Source organism: Sodalis sp. RH20 (genome assembly GCF_047324205.1).
In the GTDB taxonomy this organism is placed as follows: Bacteria; Pseudomonadota; Gammaproteobacteria; order Enterobacterales; family Enterobacteriaceae; genus Acerihabitans.
The window spans coordinates 4,434,271-4,450,196 of the sequence record NZ_CP178733.1; the positions used below are offsets into that span (position 1 = coordinate 4,434,271).

Sequence of the window (15,926 nt, forward strand, 5' to 3'; positions counted from 1 at the left end):
GCCGCCGGCAAAACGCGCGACGGGCCGTCAGGGCATTGCCGGGCACATTACAGCGCGGCGATAGCCCGCGCTACCCGCTGGACGTTATCGGTGTTCAGCCCGGCGAGGCACATCCGGCCGCTGCCAATCAGATAAACGCCAAACTCGTCGCGCAGCCGGTCCACCTGCCGCGGGCTAAGGCCGGTATAGCTGAACATGCCGCGCTGCTCCAGCAAATAGTCAAAACGACGCGCGGGCAACGCGACTTTCAGCGCGCCCACCAGGTCCCGGCGCATCTGCAGGATACGCGCGCGCATGGCGGCGACTTCCTCACGCCACAGCGCGTACAGCGCCGGATCGTTAAGCACCCGCGCCACCACCTGCGCACCAAAATTAGGCGGGCTGGAATAGTTACGGCGCACGGTGGACGTCAGCTGGCCCAGAACGCGCCCGGCTTCTTCCGCGCTGGCGCAGACCACGGACAACGTTCCCACCCGCTCGGCATAGAGCGAGAAAATTTTCGAGAACGACTGGCTTACCAGGCAGGGCAGTCCCAGCCGCGCCATTTCGCGCACCGCATAGGCATCCTCATCTAATCCTTCGCCAAAGCCCTGGTAGGCAATATCCAGGAACGGGATGAGTTCCCGCTCCGCCACCACGCTGATAACCCGGTCCCATTGTTCGCGGGTGAGATCGGAACCGGTGGGGTTGTGGCAGCACGGATGCAGCAGCACGATGCTCTGGGCCGGCAACTGGCGCAGGCATTCCAGCATGGCGCTGACATTGACCGTCAGCGTTTCGCCGTCAAAATAGGGATAACGGTTGACCTTAAACCCTGCGCCGGAAAAAATGGCCACATGATTTTCCCAAGTCGGATCGCTGACCCAGACTTCGGACTGCGGGAAATAATCCCTGAGGAAATCCGCGCCAATCCTTAACCCTCCCGAGCCGCCCAGGGTCTGGATGGTGGCGATGCGCAACGCCGCGCGCATCGGATGATGCTCACCGAACAGCAGCGACTGGCTGGCGGAACGGTACGAGGCCAGTCCCGCCATCGGCAGGTAGGATGATGCCTGCGTCGGGCTGACTTCTAGCAGGGATTCGGCTTGCGCCACCGATTTCAATTGCGGAATAATCGCCTGCTCATTGTAATACAGCCCTATGCTCAGGTTGACTTTGTCCGGTCGCGGGTCCTGTTTGTAGGTTTCCATCAGCGACAGGATTGGATCCCCCGCATAAGCATCAACATTCTGGAACACAGTGCAGCTCTCCTGGGTTGTCGGGTTCAAATATGAAACCTCGCCACTACATTACCAAATAAATATAATTATTTGTCATAACCCTAATTAAAATTTAACGGATGTCGCCGCCATCCACATACTCGCGCGCGACCCGCGAGGTGACCTTGGTGATAAGCTCATAGGCGCTGATGCCGCTGGCGGCGGCAATGCGTTCCACCGGAAGCCGCGGCCCCCACAGCTCGACGCGGTCGCCCACGCGCTCACGCCCGTCCGGCCCGAGATCGACGGTCAGCATATCCATGGACACCCTCCCCGCCAGCGGCACTTCGCGGCCATTAACCAGCACCGGGGTGCCGTTCGGCGCGCTGCGCGGATAACCGTCGCCGTAGCCGAACGCCACCACGCCGAGGCGGGTATCGCGCGGGCTGACCCAGGTGCCGCCGTAACCGCAGGCTTCGCCGGCACGATGGCGGCGCACCGCAATCAGCACGGAGGCGAGGGTCATCGCCGGGCGAAAACCGTCGTTCGCCGCCGTGTTGTTATCAAGCGGCGAGACGCCGTAGAGCAGGATGCCGGGGCGCACCATATCGCGGTGGGATTGCGGCCACAGCAGGATGCCGCCGGAAGCGGCAATGGATTGTTTGCCCGGCCTGCCCTGCGCGAAGGCGTCGAAAACGGCCAGTTGCCGGCGGGTGGTATCCAGCTCCGGCTCGTCGGCGCGGGCAAAGTGGCTCATGATATTTACCGGCCCGGCGACATTCCGACTGGCCGCCAGCCGGGTATAGAACGCCTCGGCCTGGGACGGACGTACGCCCAGGCGGTGCATGCCGGTATCCAGCTTCAGCCAGACCTCGAGGGGATGCGCCAGCGTAGCCTGTTCCAGCGCCTGCAGCTCCTCGGGGCTGTGCACCGCGGTGGCGAGACGGTATTCGGCCAGGAGCGGCAGCTCATCGGCGCTGAAAAATCCCTCCAACAGCAAAATCGGCTTGGTGATGCCGGCTTTGCGCAGCTGAAGCGCCTCGTCAAGGCGCGCAACGCCAAAATAATCGGCCTCATCCTGCACGGCGAACGCGGTTTCCAGCAGCCCATGACCATATGCCTGCGCTTTTACCACCGCCACCACGCGGCTATGCGGCGCCAACCGGCGAACCTGCCGCAGGTTATGGCGCAACGCATCACGGTCAATAACGGCGATTGCCGTTTTCATTATCCTTGTCCTGGTTGTTAATCATCATCATATTGCGGCCCGGCGTAACTATCGAACCGCGACCACTGTCCGTTAAAGGTCAGCCGTACCGTCCCGATCGGGCCGTTACGTTGCTTGCCGAGAATAATTTCCGCGATACCTTTCATATCGCTGTTTTCGTGATAGACCTCGTCACGATAGATAAACATGATCAGATCGGCATCCTGCTCGATGGAGCCGGATTCACGCAGATCGGAGTTGATCGGACGTTTATCGGCGCGCTGCTCCAGGCCGCGATTGAGCTGGGACAGCGCCACTACCGGTACCTGCAATTCTTTTGCCAACGCTTTCAGCGAACGGGAAATTTCGGCGATTTCCAGGGTACGGTTTTCCGACAACTGCGGCACGCGCATCAGCTGCAGGTAGTCGATCATGATAAGGCTCAGGCCGTCGTGCTCGCGAAAAACCCGCCGGGCGCGCGAGCGTACATCGGTCGGCGTCAGCCCCGACGAGTCATCGATATACATATTGCGTTTTTCCAGCAGGATGCCCATGGTGCTGGAAATTCGCGCCCAGTCCTCATCGTCCAGCTGGCCGGTGCGGATACGCGTCTGATCGACGCGGGACAGTGACGCCAGCATACGCATCATGATTTGCTCGCCGGGCATTTCCAGGCTGAAAATCAGCACCGGTTTATCCTCGGTCATAGCGGCGTTTTCACACAGGTTCATGGCGAACGTGGTTTTACCCATCGACGGGCGCGCCGCGATGATAATCAAATCGGATTTCTGCAGGCCGGCGGTTTTTTTATCCAGATCGGAATAACCGCTTGAGACGCCGGTAACGCCGTCATGCGGTTTTTGGTACAACTGCTCGATGCGCGCCACGGTGTCTTCCAGGATGCGGTCGATGCTCTTGGGACCTTCATCCTTGCTGGCGCGGTTTTCGGCAATCTGGAATACCCTGGATTCCGCCAGATCGAGCAAATCCTCGCTGCTGCGCCCCTGGGGATCGTAACCGGCGTCGGCGATTTCGTGGGCGACGGCGATCATTTCACGCACCACCGCCCGTTCCCGCACGATATCGGCATAGGCCGAGATATTGGCCGCGCTGGGCGTGTTTTTGGATAATTCCGCCAGGTAGGCGAACCCGCCCACCGAATCCAAATCGCCTTTCTGCTCCAGCGACTCGGAAAGGGTGATTAGATCGATCGGCTTGTTCAGCTCCAGCAAACGCTGCATCTCGCCAAAAATCAGGCGGTGGGGACGATTGAAGAAGTCCTTGGCGGTGACGCGTTCCGCGACGTTATCCCAACGTTCATTATCCAGCATCAATCCGCCCAATACCGACTGCTCCGCTTCCAGCGAATGGGGAGGAAGTTTCAGACCCTCGACCTGGCGGTCACGGGAAAATTGTGTTTTGGCGGCTGGTTTTTTTTCTGACATGGAATAATGGTTTTGCCTGATAGATGCGACATTGGGTAAAACAGCATTGTAGCGTTGATTGTCGCCAAATCCTATGCGGCTTTGCAAACCGGTATTAAGCGCTTATGGTTAAATAAAGGGTAAATAACATTGTCCAAGCGAGGAACAGACATGGCCAAGCGCATTCAGTTTGCCGCCAACGGCGGACCGGAAGTGATGCAATACGTGGAGTTTAACCCGGCGGATCCGGCGGCGGGCGAGGTGCAGGTTGCGAATAAAGCCATAGGCATCAATTACATCGATACCTATGTACGCAGCGGGTTATACCCGACGCCCGCCAAGCCGTCGGGCCTGGGGACCGAGGCCGCCGGCATTATCATCAAGGTGGGCGCCGGTGTCTCCGGGCTGAAGGCGGGCGATCGGGTGGTGTATGCGCAGTCGCCCCTGGGCGCCTATAGCGACGTGCATAACGTGCCGGAAAAAAATATCGCCCTCCTGCCCGACGCCATTTCGTTTGAGCAGGCCGCAGCGTCATTTTTGAAAGGCCTGACCGTCTTTTACCTGCTGCGCCAGACCTACGAAATCAAACCGAATGAAATTTTCCTGTTTCACGCCGCCGCCGGAGGTGTCGGCCGCATTGCCTGCCAGTGGGCCAAGGCGCTGGGCGCCAAGATGATTGGCACCGTCGGCTCGCAGGAAAAAGCCGCCCTGGCCAAAGAGGCCGGCGCCTGGGAAATCATCAACTACCGGGAAGAAAACGTGCCGGAACGCGTTGCGGCGCTGACCCAGGGGAACAAGGTGAGCGTGGTGTATGATTCAGTGGGTAAAAACACCTGGGAAGCTTCGCTGGACAGCCTGCGCCGGCGCGGCCTGATGGTCAGCTTCGGCAACTCGTCCGGCCCGGTGACCGGCGTTAACCTGGCCATCCTGAACCAAAAAGGCTCGCTGTACGTTACCCGTCCCTCGCTTAACGGATATGTCACCAATCGCGAAGAGCTGAAATTTGCCAGTAACGAATTGTTCTCGATGATTGCCAGCGGCGCCATCAAGATCACGGTACCGGAGCGGCAAAAATACCCCCTGGGCGAGGCACGGCGGGCGCATGAGGCACTGGAAAACCGTGAAACCAACGGCTCCTCATTATTAATACCCTGATTAAGTTCGGCCACATTATCCCTTCCCTTCTCCGACCGCGGGGATAATCCATGGCCAAAGCATGCCTTGCGCCATGCAAAAAAACGGGCCTTCTCACGAAGGCCCGTCGATTACAACGAACTGCAAAACGCGTGTGTAGGTAGGACAGTGGCTTAAACAACGGTGTATGCTGCTTATACAGCTATTATTCACCGATGCCGATGAAACGCTTATGCTAAAACCGAGGTATTATTCTAACAGGATAGATAAGTAAAATGCATACTTTGCCGCTGACTGACGTCGGCAAAACATCAAAGTGTGATCCATCGCCCACATTTCCCTTCCTTACTTATACGCATACGCCGCGCGCCTCATTTTTTGATAGTGGCATCCGGCCATGCGGTGCGAGGAAAAGCGCCTTGGGTGTAATAAGGCGAAAAAGGCAATGGACTTCCGATTATTGCCGCGCTTAATATTGAATTAGCCGATTTCATTGATGCTGATAAACATATGCTTTATCTATGCTGATTTATTTCCGCATTGCCCATGTGTGTGCAACAAATCCGATTGGGAATGAACAAACAAAAGATAATTTTGCCGGTATTTGTGCCGGCAATTTTAGCGTAATTTCTTAGAGGGGTGCTTATGTCTGACACATTTTATCAACCTGATTATGCACCAGAGCACAATTCGGTATGCCCGGTAAATCCGCTGGCGGTAGAGATATCCTTGACCTCTGAGACCTATTATATTAACCCACAAGTCATCCCGGATGTAACGCTGAGCCTTTTCGCCAGTTCGGCGGGGGTGCCCCATAGAGACGCGTTGGTAACCTGGAGTTCTTCTTTTGGTGAAATTACACAGGTCACTGAGACGGACAATAATGGGATCACCACTAATACGCTGATGAATTCAGTGGCAAATCCTCAATTCGGCACCGCGACGGTAACAGCTTCTGTCGGCGGTAATAGCGCATCCATTAATATAATCTATTTTAATGCCAGTTTGCTGCCGGTGCGCGTGAATGGTCTGACGACACAAAATGTCTTGCCCGGTAGCGTTATCAAACAAGGCGTCCAGGCACTCATATATCGCCCGGTTGTGCTGGCAATTGGCGACGTATTCACTTTTTACTGGGGGTCTTTTAAAACGCAAAGATTCTATGATGGTACGAATATCCCTTGGGTCATAGATATTTCCGGTCTAGTGGATGCAGGAGTCGACCTCGTTGACGGAACCTACCTTGTTTATTATGAAGTAGAAAGTCAGAACGGCTTTTTTCCCTCCACGCCATTGCTTCTTGCTATTGAAGGAAGCCCCTATAGTCTTCCAACTCTGGCCGCGCCAACATTACCCTACATATCCGATTATCGTATAACTTATAATGCCGCGGTCCAGGGCGTCATAGTGCAAATTCCCGGTGGCCAGCCGAATGTCTCCAACGGGGACCATTACAGAATAACGTTAGCACTCAGCACCTACGCCGGCGTACCTATCCGTAGTACGGTGGTAGCGGAGGGTGACGTGACCAACTCAACGGTGGGCACAAACGCCACTATAAATTATTTCAATCTCCGGGAACTCAGTGGCGTAAACGGCAGTATTTCTTATAGCATTATCAATCGTATTACAAATGCAGTTAGTGTTTCCAATATTACAAGAGTATTGATCAATACAGTGTTACCCGGATAGACGTATTACCAAAATATCCCGAGCCAGAACATAACCCTGGCTCTCATCGTCCGTAATAGTGAATTATGGACAAAAAGGGGAAACGCTATGGCATTGCCTGAACCTACAGTTCCTCAAAAAAAAGAGGGTGTCGTTACCGGAAACGATTTGGCGGTGGCGGGGGGACTGATTGTAATTGTTCCCCGCTATGTGACCGCAGGGCTGGGCGATTATATTGATCTCGTATTTAATGGAACATCAGTACTCCAGCGCATTATTATGGATTTAGCCAATGAACCGCCATTTTCTACAATTATCCCGGCGTATAATGTTCCGAACGGAAATAACACGCTATTCTATACGGTCACAGATACGTTTAATCAAACGAGTACATCGCCGGCGGCGGAGGTCTTTATAACCGGCAATAGCCAGGCGCCTTCACCCCCGTTGGCTATGGCGGTTTCAACCAATGCCGCCAGTATTGATTACGACGCTATTAATGTAGAACCCTTTAATCAAGGGGCATTGGTGGGGAGGCCAACTGCCCAGGTTAATGTCACTGTTAGCGAACCTGCTTTTATTTATGAGTCGCACAGTCAGAAATATAGCTTTTTTTTAGACCAAAATGGGCTTGGATTTTTTAAGGTGTATTCGCCAAGACAAGTAATGATATATTTAACAGCCTATGAAACCGACAGGCCCGATCGCGTATTGCACGACACCATGATTTTTGGTCCTTATAAAATTGGCAATGAAAATATCGAAGCCATAAACTTTACCACTCATGCTCCGGCGAATGGCCGCACGCAGAATTCTATTTACCTGCAAACCCGCCCCCAGGCCGGGGGCATATATATCACCGAAATCGACGTTAGGGTAAACGGGCATGCCGTTATTGCCGGCTACAACGCGCAAGCCGCCACCATCGCGTTGAACAGCGACAATTCGGTCGCTATCAATATCACTGATACCTATGTCGAGAGGGTGACGGTGATCCTGCGGCTGCCGCAGGTTGCCGGTGGGGCATTCACGCTGAATACCGATTTCGTCGCGCAACCGGTCCCCGGCATTGCGGCACCCGGTTATGTCAGGGATAGATAGGAGAATCGCCTATGTATTATCTTGCAAACATGCGCCAGGAATTTTCAGTATCGCTATCCGCCACCTCATCCGCAACCGCAGACGGGCAGGATACCAATAGCGCGACGGCAACAGCCTTACGGGATAACGACATTTTGCTGGCAAATGAAGATACCCTGTTTACCTTATCCGGCAACGCGCGATTTACCAATGGCTTAGCAACACAGCAACTTCGTACCGGCGTAACGGGCAGGGCCCAGGTTTTTTTCACTAATCAAAGTGCGGAAACTGTTATCGTACAGGCCATTCTCATTAACCGACCCGGCGCCATCGATACCGTTACATCGCAATTCCACCCGCCGGGGACGCCGGGCATGATACCCTGGGTCATGGGGCGGCGATCCCAGCAAACGGCGAGATACACGGGGAATCCCACGCTGTTAACCGCGCTTAACCGTATGGATCGCACATTACTTAACGCCCATTGGCAATATGAAGGTGAATCGATTAGCGTCAGCGGCGCGTATTTTATTGATACCAAGCCTGAAAAAATTTTGCGGGTCACGGCCGGCGGTGCGACGGCGCGGATACGACCGTTGAACGTAATAATCAATGACAATCATTTCGGTGCGGTGGCCGCCTGCCTTAATAATGGCAGCGTTGTAGCATGGGGGAATGCTGAAGCAACGGTGCCGGGGGCAATAGCCGGCCTGCGCGATATCGTGACGCTTTGCGCCACGCTTAACGCCTTTGCCGGCCTGAGGCAAAATGGCGGCGTGATCGGCTGGGGGATCGCGGGCCGGGGCGGGGAGGTACCTGCCGACATAGGTAATTTACGTGACATTATAAGCCTGTGCGCCTGTGATTTTGCTTTTGCCGCCATTCGGCAAAACGGCGGGGTGGTGGCCTGGGGTTCGCCGTCCGAAGGCGGGTCGGTGCCCTACAACATCAGCCAACTTCGCGATATCGTCAGCCTGCGGGCAACGGCTAATGCCTTTAGCGCGTTGCGCCAGGACGGTAGCGTGGTGGCCTGGGGCACAGTTTCAGGCGGTGGCATCGTGCCACCGGAAGCCGAAGTATTACGCGATATCATAAGCGTAAGCGCATCAAACCTTACCTTCACCCTACTCAGGCGCAATGGCAGCGTATTGTCCTGGGGAGGGGGGCAGCAACTCCCGCCGGAAATCGGCGCGCTAACCGATATTATCAGCGTAGTGTCGGCAAACTATGCATTTGCGGCCTTACGCAGAGGCGGAGGCGTCGTCGCATGGGGTACCGCGCAGTATGGCGGGTCTGTGCCTATGGCAATCGCCACGTTACGGGATATCATCGCCCTGTGCGGCAACGGAGGCGCGTTTGCCGCTCTACGCCAAAATGGCAGTGTCGTAGCATGGGGTCATGAATACTTTGGCGGCCCCCTGCCGGGCGTCATCGGCAGTTTAAGGGATATTGTCTCTCTGAGCAGTACGGAAACAGCCTTTGCCGCCCTGCGCGCCGATGGTAGCGTGGCGGCATGGGGCTCGTCATTCGCAGGGGGAAACCCTCCATTAAATATCACATACTTACGTAATATACGCGCTATCTATGGCGGTAGAAGGTCTTTCGCCGCGCTACAGGATGACTCACGGGTCAGCGTATGGGGCGGCGGCGAAGCCGCGCAACAAGCCAATGTTCCCGCCGTGCTGGCCGGCAATATTTCCTATACCCTGCCGGTGTAACGACGGATCCGCTTGTCAATTATCCGCGGTTATAGTCACCGTTTATTTTATAGAAAATTCATATAATTACCTGTACTGTTTATTTGCATGCCCAGGTTATAAGCGGCTAATGCCCCCAGGACCACCACATTTGCTTCCGCCGAGCCATTGGTTGCTTCAAGGGTGGCGATACCGTCAGCACCGGTAAAAACAGGGTTGACGACGGCCGCGGCAGTTGACGGCAGCTGGACACCAGACTGTACCCGGACAAAGGTGATATCTATTCTTGCGTTAGGCACCGGTTCGCCTCGCGGCGAAAGAAGGTCTATTTCGATTCTATTACGTGAAAAGCCGTCAGCGGGCTGATTATTGGTGATAACACGCCAGGTAGCGGTAGGCGACGCGAAACGGCCGCCGGTGCTGGAGTAGTTTTGCCCATTTCCCAATGCGGCGGTGAGAACCACGCTGCCATTGCTGGTACTGGTATAACGCACCTCCGCCCTGCCATTGCCATCTGTCACCGGGTTGGTTGACGAATCAATGGTTAAGGTCCCCGGGTTTGAAGGCAGGGTATAGGTGGCGCTTAACGCAAGCTGGACATTTGGCAAAGGAATGCCGTTAACATCTTTGGCAATAATTTCAGCGACATTTTGCTGGAGGCCGTTGCTTAAACCATCATTTGCCGTAACGGCGATACTCAGCATCACCACCTGCTCGATAAAATGCATTTCCCCGGAGGTTTTGCTGATACCTTCGACCGCCGCCGTCACCTTGACCGGCCCCGGCCGATCGGTGGTGACGCTTGCCATCAAGGTACCGTCATCACGCGTGCGTCCGCTGGCAGGATTCACCCTGGCGTCATTATCCGCCGAGAAGGTCACCGGCAGATCGGCCAGGGGCTGATTGTTTATATCCCTTACCGTAAGTTTAATCTGGTGGGCGTCAATATTGTCGGCCACTTTATCGCCGCTGGTTAAAATCTCAAGCGTCGTGTTGGCTTCGTCCGGCGCGGCGACAGCAGCAAAATGCACATCCACCGCGCGGCTGCTGCCCGCGACCGTCGCCCTCACCTGGCTGGTACCGCCTTTCAACGAGGTAATCCGGGCGGTGGCGATACCAAAGCGGTCCGTGACCACTGGACTTGGCACCGTGGCCTCATTGGTGGCGCTAAAGTTGACCGCCTGCCCGGCGACCGCCCGCCCGGCCAGGGTGACGGTGGCCTGAACCTCATTAGCCGCGGCGCCGTTCGCTTCGGCGTTATCCACCGTCACCGCAAGCCCACTTATCACTAGCTGTTCGGCGGGGGCCACGATGTTGATGACCACCTGTGCCTGGTTTGACCCATTGCCCTGTTGGTCGATGGCGCGCGCGCGCAGATGATAGCGGTTGGCCGAAGCTCCTCCCTGCCGGAACGGCGGCAGCACGATGTCGATGGCATCCGTGGCAGGAAGGGTTACCGCGCCCCCCGCCCCCACAAGCTCCGCGGCATCCCAATCAATCCTTGCCAGCCCATATTTTGCCATAACCTGCGCGCTGATATGCATTGTCTCACCGGCGGTTCCGGTCAACTGCTCTGGTAAAATCAGGCGGATTAATTCTTGCTTCTGGTATTCGAGAACAATATCGTTGTTACGTTCGACCAGATCATAACGGCTTACGGCCAGAGTACGCATAACGGCAACGTCCGCGGGGTCGATTTGTTTTTGCCACGTCTCGCCGATGCGATAGTTTAGCTGCAGGTTGATAGAGGTATCCTCATTATTACCTTTTCCGATGCGGTAATTTGCGCCCAGGGTTAATAACGGGAAAGGGGTATAATTCACCCCCAGCGTCACGGCATAAGGATTTTGCACCCGGGTTCCCCTGCCGAACAAGGCCACATCATCTCCGCGGTATTTTTCATAGATGAGTTTCCCGCCTAATTGCGGCCAGGCCGGTAGCCAGGCTTGTGCGCGCACATCATAGCCGTCCGCCGGCCGTTCATTATAATCGGCATAATCCCGCGACTGATGCCAGCCGGACAAAGCAAAGTAGTTGTTGGCGGATAATTTCAGGTAATCGGTCCAGGCCTCCGCGCCTACGCCTGCCCGACGATTGTTGCCGGTCAGGTCGTTATCGTAGAAAAAATTCATCCCGTACAGCCAGGCATCATGATAGGTTCTTATTCCCCATCCCATATTAAGGGTGTTCCTATCGTCGTTATTCCGCCCGCCCAATTGCACAAATAACATAGCAGAGTCGTCGTCATACAGAGGTAATAAAAAATCCAGCGAGCTATTTACGAAGCGGAAACGATTATCGGTATTGATCTTCACCCTGGCGGTACCATAGTGATTTAACCATTTCTGCATGGCCGCGCCTGCCTCGCCGGTCACCAGCGAGCCAACCCTTGCTCCCATCTCCCCATCGGATTGATCGGCGGACATCATCGTGCCAAGCGTGGTAAACCTATTGATGAACCGCTGATCATCGTCGGTCGCCACGGCTATGGGCAAACCAGGCTTACTCAAGGTGTCGCCAGCCGGCACGTCAATTTCATCCCCTGCCGTCAATGAAGCGAAAGGTTTCGAAAAAGTACGGAATTTATTCAAATTTTTTAAATTTTCCGCTGTAATATGATATTTCCTTGCTACAGAATCAACCGTTTCCCCTTCCCCTAAAATATAAGTCCGACTCATAAATACAGCGGCACCTGGCGTCTCAGCAGCATGCACATCAATGATAACAGAGTGCAACATCAGGATTATAAAAACAAAAAGCCAAATAAAACACTTAAAAAAAGCTAATCGATAAAATAACGATTTATGTATTTTAACTTTAGTTAGCTGCATGATATACCACGCATTATAAATAATATATATTAAAAATGCACACCAGCTTCAATGAAATGCAGCTCTCATTTATATAGCGATGTGAGTGGACGCATAGCTTTAAATAACGAGAGCTACTATAGCAATCTATAAATAAGCAATATCGAGATATTCGCTGGGTTTTTGAAAAGCTTATGGGATACTAATATTATTATATCAAAAATAACGTTTTGGCACCTTGCCCTTGTCAGGTAAGGCGCCAGCTGGAAGACTTCGGATTAGATATAACACCTATGCCGCCCATCCCGGGCGGGTAGCTTAATAGCGGGGAAAACGGGGCGGGTTAACCGTACGCCAGATCCAGGCCACCACCAGCGCGAGTAACAGCCAGGGGAGCAGTTTCAACGCCATGACCAGCACGCCGGCAAACATCATGACCAGGAAACCCACCGCCAGCGCCGCCAGTACGCCCAGGAATGAGATACCGGTCAACAGCAGCATGAAAAAGAATGCGATGACAAAGACGAATTCCACCATTACAGGCTCCTGAAATCGGGGTGACACAGCAGGCTGGACCTTCTGCGCCTATTGCGATGATAATAAACATATTACAAAAATCGTGCCAATAAAGTAGCGCGCCAGGCCATTGAAAAATAATGAAAAATAGTGTTGTGCTCAAAGCAGGAATGGTATTTTTGACTAATTAATAGTTATTATCGCCGCTATCAGCAGCCTCAATCCCGCGCCATGGCCGCAATAGCCCTCATGACGCGCTTTCGCCCCCGGCGGCGCATGGCGGTACCCATTGGCTGGGGGCAGCCGGCAAAAGTTATTCGGCAACGCACCGCATCGGTTCAGCTTTTGCCACTTTGGCCAATGCCTGACGTACCACCTCAATACCGGCGCCGGGCTTGTGGGCGTTTTCGCTCAGATGACGTCGCCATTGCCGCGCGCCCGGCACGCCCTGGAATATCCCAAGCATATGGCGGGTGATATGGCCGAGGTAAGTGCCGTTCGCCAGCTCGCGTTCCATATAAGGAAACATGGCTTCCACCACCGCTGTCATGGTGTCATGGGGATCAACGACACCAAATAACCGGCTGTCCACCTGGCACAGCATACCGGGATTCTGGTAGGCCTCGCGTCCTATCATCACGCCATCCAGGCAGCTCAGATGCCGCTGGGCGTCGTCAAGCGTCGTGATGCCGCCATTAATGGCAAACGTCAAGGAAGGAAAATCGCGTTTTAGCTGATAGACGCGTTCATAATCCAGCGGCGGTATCTCGCGATTTTCCTTCGGGCTCAGCCCCGATAGCCACGCCTTACGCGCATGGATAATAAAGGTCTCGCAGCCGCCCTGCTCAGCCACAGTCTGGATAAACTCGCACAAGAATTCATAACTATCCTGTTCGTCTATACCAATACGGGTTTTCACTGTCACCGGAATCGACACCGCCGAGCGCATAGCGGCGATACAATGGGCCACCCGCTCGCGCTCAGCCATCAGGCAGGCGCCGAAGCGGCCGTTTTGTACCCGGTCGGAAGGGCAGCCGACATTAAGATTAATTTCGTCATAACCGCGCAGCGCGCCCATGCGCGCGCATTGCGCCAATGCATCCGGCTCGCTGCCGCCCAATTGCAACGCCACCGGATGCTCGGCCTCGTTATAGGCCAGGTAGTCGCCCTTGCCGTATAGCAATGCGCCGGTGGTCACCATCTCCGTATACAGCAATGCATGACGGGTCAGCTGGCGCAGAAAATAGCGGCAGTGACGATCGGTCCAGTCCAGCATCGGCGCGACGGAAAAGCGCTGCGGGGAAAATGGCGCTACGGCCAGCCGGCTGTTAGCCTCGGTTGAAAATGTCATAACGTCATATGCAGGCATAAAAATGGGTTTAAGGAATACAGGGAGATTATCTGTGTAGTGTATCACAGAAACCCTATTAGGTAGCGAACACCCAATGCGGCGATTCATCAAACATGTTAATGTTTAATGCTTACTAAACATAGGTAAATGTTTAAAGATTGTTAAATAATCATGCTTCCAGAATGCGCGAAAAGGCCACGGCGTCTCAAATAAGCACCATTTCATCCCAATACCTCCCCAAGTGATTTACAAAGCGATCATAATCATTTATCACATGATCTTAATTCAAATTTATCCAGCCATGCTGATAAAAGGTTGAAAAATGATAAATCGATATAGACAGTAATTTTTATATTTTAATATTCCCCTATGTCATTTTTTATCCGAATCCTTTTTATTTCAGGATGAATCTAATTGCAGATATTATTATGACAGTATTTATACTCGATCCTTGCACTTATACTAAATGCGCGCTTAAAAGCTCATTGTCGGCAAGCGGTATCAAAGGCGCCATTCGCGATGTGGACAATATCAGCACGTTGCGAATGAGATGCAAAAACGCCAATCCTTCGATAGTTTTTATTAATCAAAACTCTTATCAGTATCAAGGGGATGGAGAAGGATTAAAATCCATTATTGACGAACGGCCTTTGACGCTTTTTTTTATTTTCATTGGTAATGAGAATATTAAGTTCCATGATTTCGTGCCAATCAGGGACAATGTGATTATTTTATCAAAATTTATAAAGATCAGCACATTGTTAATGATAATCCGTTACTTTATGGACACCAAAGCCTGGCGCAATGACGATTCCGCCATCGGGTTCTCTCCGCTGCGTTTTAGCAAGACCGAAGTAGAAATTTTAACCATGTGGATGTCAGGTTATGACACCATGTATATCTGTACCCAATTGCACATTAAAGAAAAAACGCTTTCTTCTCACAAAATAAATATTAAGCGGAAAACCAAGGCCAGTAATAAACAGGTGATATACCATTTAATTGCTATTGCCAACAGCGTCACAGATAGTATCAATATCCGTTATCCCGTTTGATGAAAACCAGCGGCTCCGTTCGAACGCCACAGCTAAAGAAACCTGCCCCCGATCCCCGTCCCCTCACCCTTTTGCCGGTGACAATATGGGTTAAAACACGCCAATATTCGGCGTTTTTCCGCCTTCATGATAAGATAGAGGGCGGAAATCAGCAGTGGGGGAAACGCTATGAATACCACCGATCAGTCTCAATTGCTCAGCCAGGCTGAACAATTATGTGAGCAACGCAACGTGCGCCTGACGCCACAGCGACTGGAAGTGTTGCGCCTGATGACACAGCAGGATGGCGCGATCAGTGCTTACGACCTGCTTGATCTGCTGCGGGCGACGGAACCGCAGGCAAAGCCGCCGACAATTTACCGCGCGCTGGATTTCCTTCTGGAACAAGGTTTTATCCATAGAGTGGAATCCACTAACAGCTTTGTTCTTTGCCACCATTTTGAGCAGCCCAGTCACACCTCCGCCTTCTTTATCTGCGATCGCTGCGGCCAGGTGACTGAACAATCAACCGAAGGCATTGAAGATATTTTGCAAAAAATGGCGCAAGCCACGGGTTTCGCCATGCGCCATAATGTCGTCGAGGCACACGGGTTTTGTACCTTATGCGCCGAAGTGCAAGCTTGTGACAATCCCCAGGACTGCGGACACGATCATAGCGTAGCGATAAAGAAACGCTAGCGTCCCATTTTGGCTTTTACAAGAACCCGGGAGCAAATGACGTTTATTATGGCTGAAGTGAGATAACGCGTTTGGTTAATACATTGGAGAGGCCGCAAAACAGA

General features: G+C 53.5%; 12 protein-coding genes. 6 read left to right on the forward strand and 6 right to left on the reverse strand.

What is annotated here, in order from left to right:
• Window positions 1–47: 47 nt before the first annotated feature.
• The 3 genes from ACL2XM_RS20250 to dnaB all read right to left on the reverse strand — a co-directional run bounded on the left by ACL2XM_RS20250 (window position 48) and on the right by dnaB (window position 3,851).
• Window positions 48–1,238, reverse strand: coding sequence for an aromatic amino acid transaminase (locus tag ACL2XM_RS20250; RefSeq protein ID WP_410012611.1), 1,191 nt, complete (start codon window positions 1,236–1,238; stop codon window positions 48–50).
• 94 nt (window positions 1,239–1,332) lie between these two features.
• Window positions 1,333–2,427 (reverse strand): alanine racemase, encoded by a 1,095-nt coding sequence (gene alr / locus ACL2XM_RS20255; RefSeq protein ID WP_410012612.1) that lies wholly within the window; start codon window positions 2,425–2,427, stop codon window positions 1,333–1,335.
• Window positions 2,428–2,444: 17 nt separating this feature from the next.
• A complete protein-coding gene (gene dnaB / locus ACL2XM_RS20260; protein WP_410012613.1) occupies window positions 2,445–3,851 on the reverse strand; it encodes a replicative DNA helicase in 1,407 nt (468 codons plus the stop codon).
• 150 nt (window positions 3,852–4,001) lie between these two features.
• Between dnaB and ACL2XM_RS20265 the strand changes: the two genes are divergently transcribed.
• The 4 genes from ACL2XM_RS20265 to ACL2XM_RS20280 all read left to right on the forward strand — a co-directional run bounded on the left by ACL2XM_RS20265 (window position 4,002) and on the right by ACL2XM_RS20280 (window position 9,433).
• Window positions 4,002–4,985 (forward strand): quinone oxidoreductase, encoded by a 984-nt coding sequence (locus ACL2XM_RS20265; RefSeq protein ID WP_413721845.1) that lies wholly within the window; start codon window positions 4,002–4,004, stop codon window positions 4,983–4,985.
• A 624-nt stretch (window positions 4,986–5,609) separates the two neighbouring features.
• Window positions 5,610–6,656, forward strand: coding sequence for a hypothetical protein (locus ACL2XM_RS20270; RefSeq protein ID WP_410012615.1), 1,047 nt, complete (start codon window positions 5,610–5,612; stop codon window positions 6,654–6,656).
• Between the two features lie 87 nt (window positions 6,657–6,743).
• A complete protein-coding gene (locus ACL2XM_RS20275) occupies window positions 6,744–7,736 on the forward strand; it encodes a hypothetical protein (protein ID WP_413731509.1) in 993 nt (330 codons plus the stop codon).
• Window positions 7,737–7,747: 11 nt separating this feature from the next.
• Window positions 7,748–9,433 (forward strand): hypothetical protein, encoded by a 1,686-nt coding sequence (locus tag ACL2XM_RS20280; RefSeq protein WP_413721843.1) that lies wholly within the window; start codon window positions 7,748–7,750, stop codon window positions 9,431–9,433.
• A 47-nt stretch (window positions 9,434–9,480) separates the two neighbouring features.
• Here the strand turns inward: ACL2XM_RS20280 and ACL2XM_RS20285 are convergent, their stop codons facing one another.
• From ACL2XM_RS20285 to dusA, 3 genes are all read right to left on the reverse strand, one after another.
• Window positions 9,481–12,243: an inverse autotransporter beta domain-containing protein gene (locus ACL2XM_RS20285; protein ID WP_413731510.1), complete on the reverse strand. Its 2,763-nt coding sequence runs from the start codon at window positions 12,241–12,243 to the stop codon at window positions 9,481–9,483.
• A 297-nt stretch (window positions 12,244–12,540) separates the two neighbouring features.
• On the reverse strand, window positions 12,541–12,759 hold the full coding sequence (gene pspG / locus ACL2XM_RS20290) for an envelope stress response protein PspG (protein WP_410012619.1): 219 nt from the start codon (window positions 12,757–12,759) through the stop codon (window positions 12,541–12,543).
• Between the two features lie 292 nt (window positions 12,760–13,051).
• Window positions 13,052–14,089 (reverse strand): tRNA dihydrouridine(20/20a) synthase DusA, encoded by a 1,038-nt coding sequence (dusA, locus tag ACL2XM_RS20295; RefSeq protein ID WP_410012620.1) that lies wholly within the window; start codon window positions 14,087–14,089, stop codon window positions 13,052–13,054.
• A 428-nt stretch (window positions 14,090–14,517) separates the two neighbouring features.
• Between dusA and rcsA the strand changes: the two genes are divergently transcribed.
• Both rcsA and zur read left to right on the forward strand, forming a co-directional pair.
• Window positions 14,518–15,144, forward strand: coding sequence for a transcriptional regulator RcsA (gene rcsA / locus ACL2XM_RS20300; RefSeq protein WP_413731512.1), 627 nt, complete (start codon window positions 14,518–14,520; stop codon window positions 15,142–15,144).
• 168 nt (window positions 15,145–15,312) lie between these two features.
• The gene (gene zur, locus ACL2XM_RS20305; RefSeq protein WP_410012622.1) at window positions 15,313–15,822 is read left to right on the forward strand and encodes a zinc uptake transcriptional repressor Zur; all 510 of its coding nucleotides are present in this window, start codon (window positions 15,313–15,315) and stop codon (window positions 15,820–15,822) included.
• Window positions 15,823–15,926: the final 104 nt, after the last annotated feature.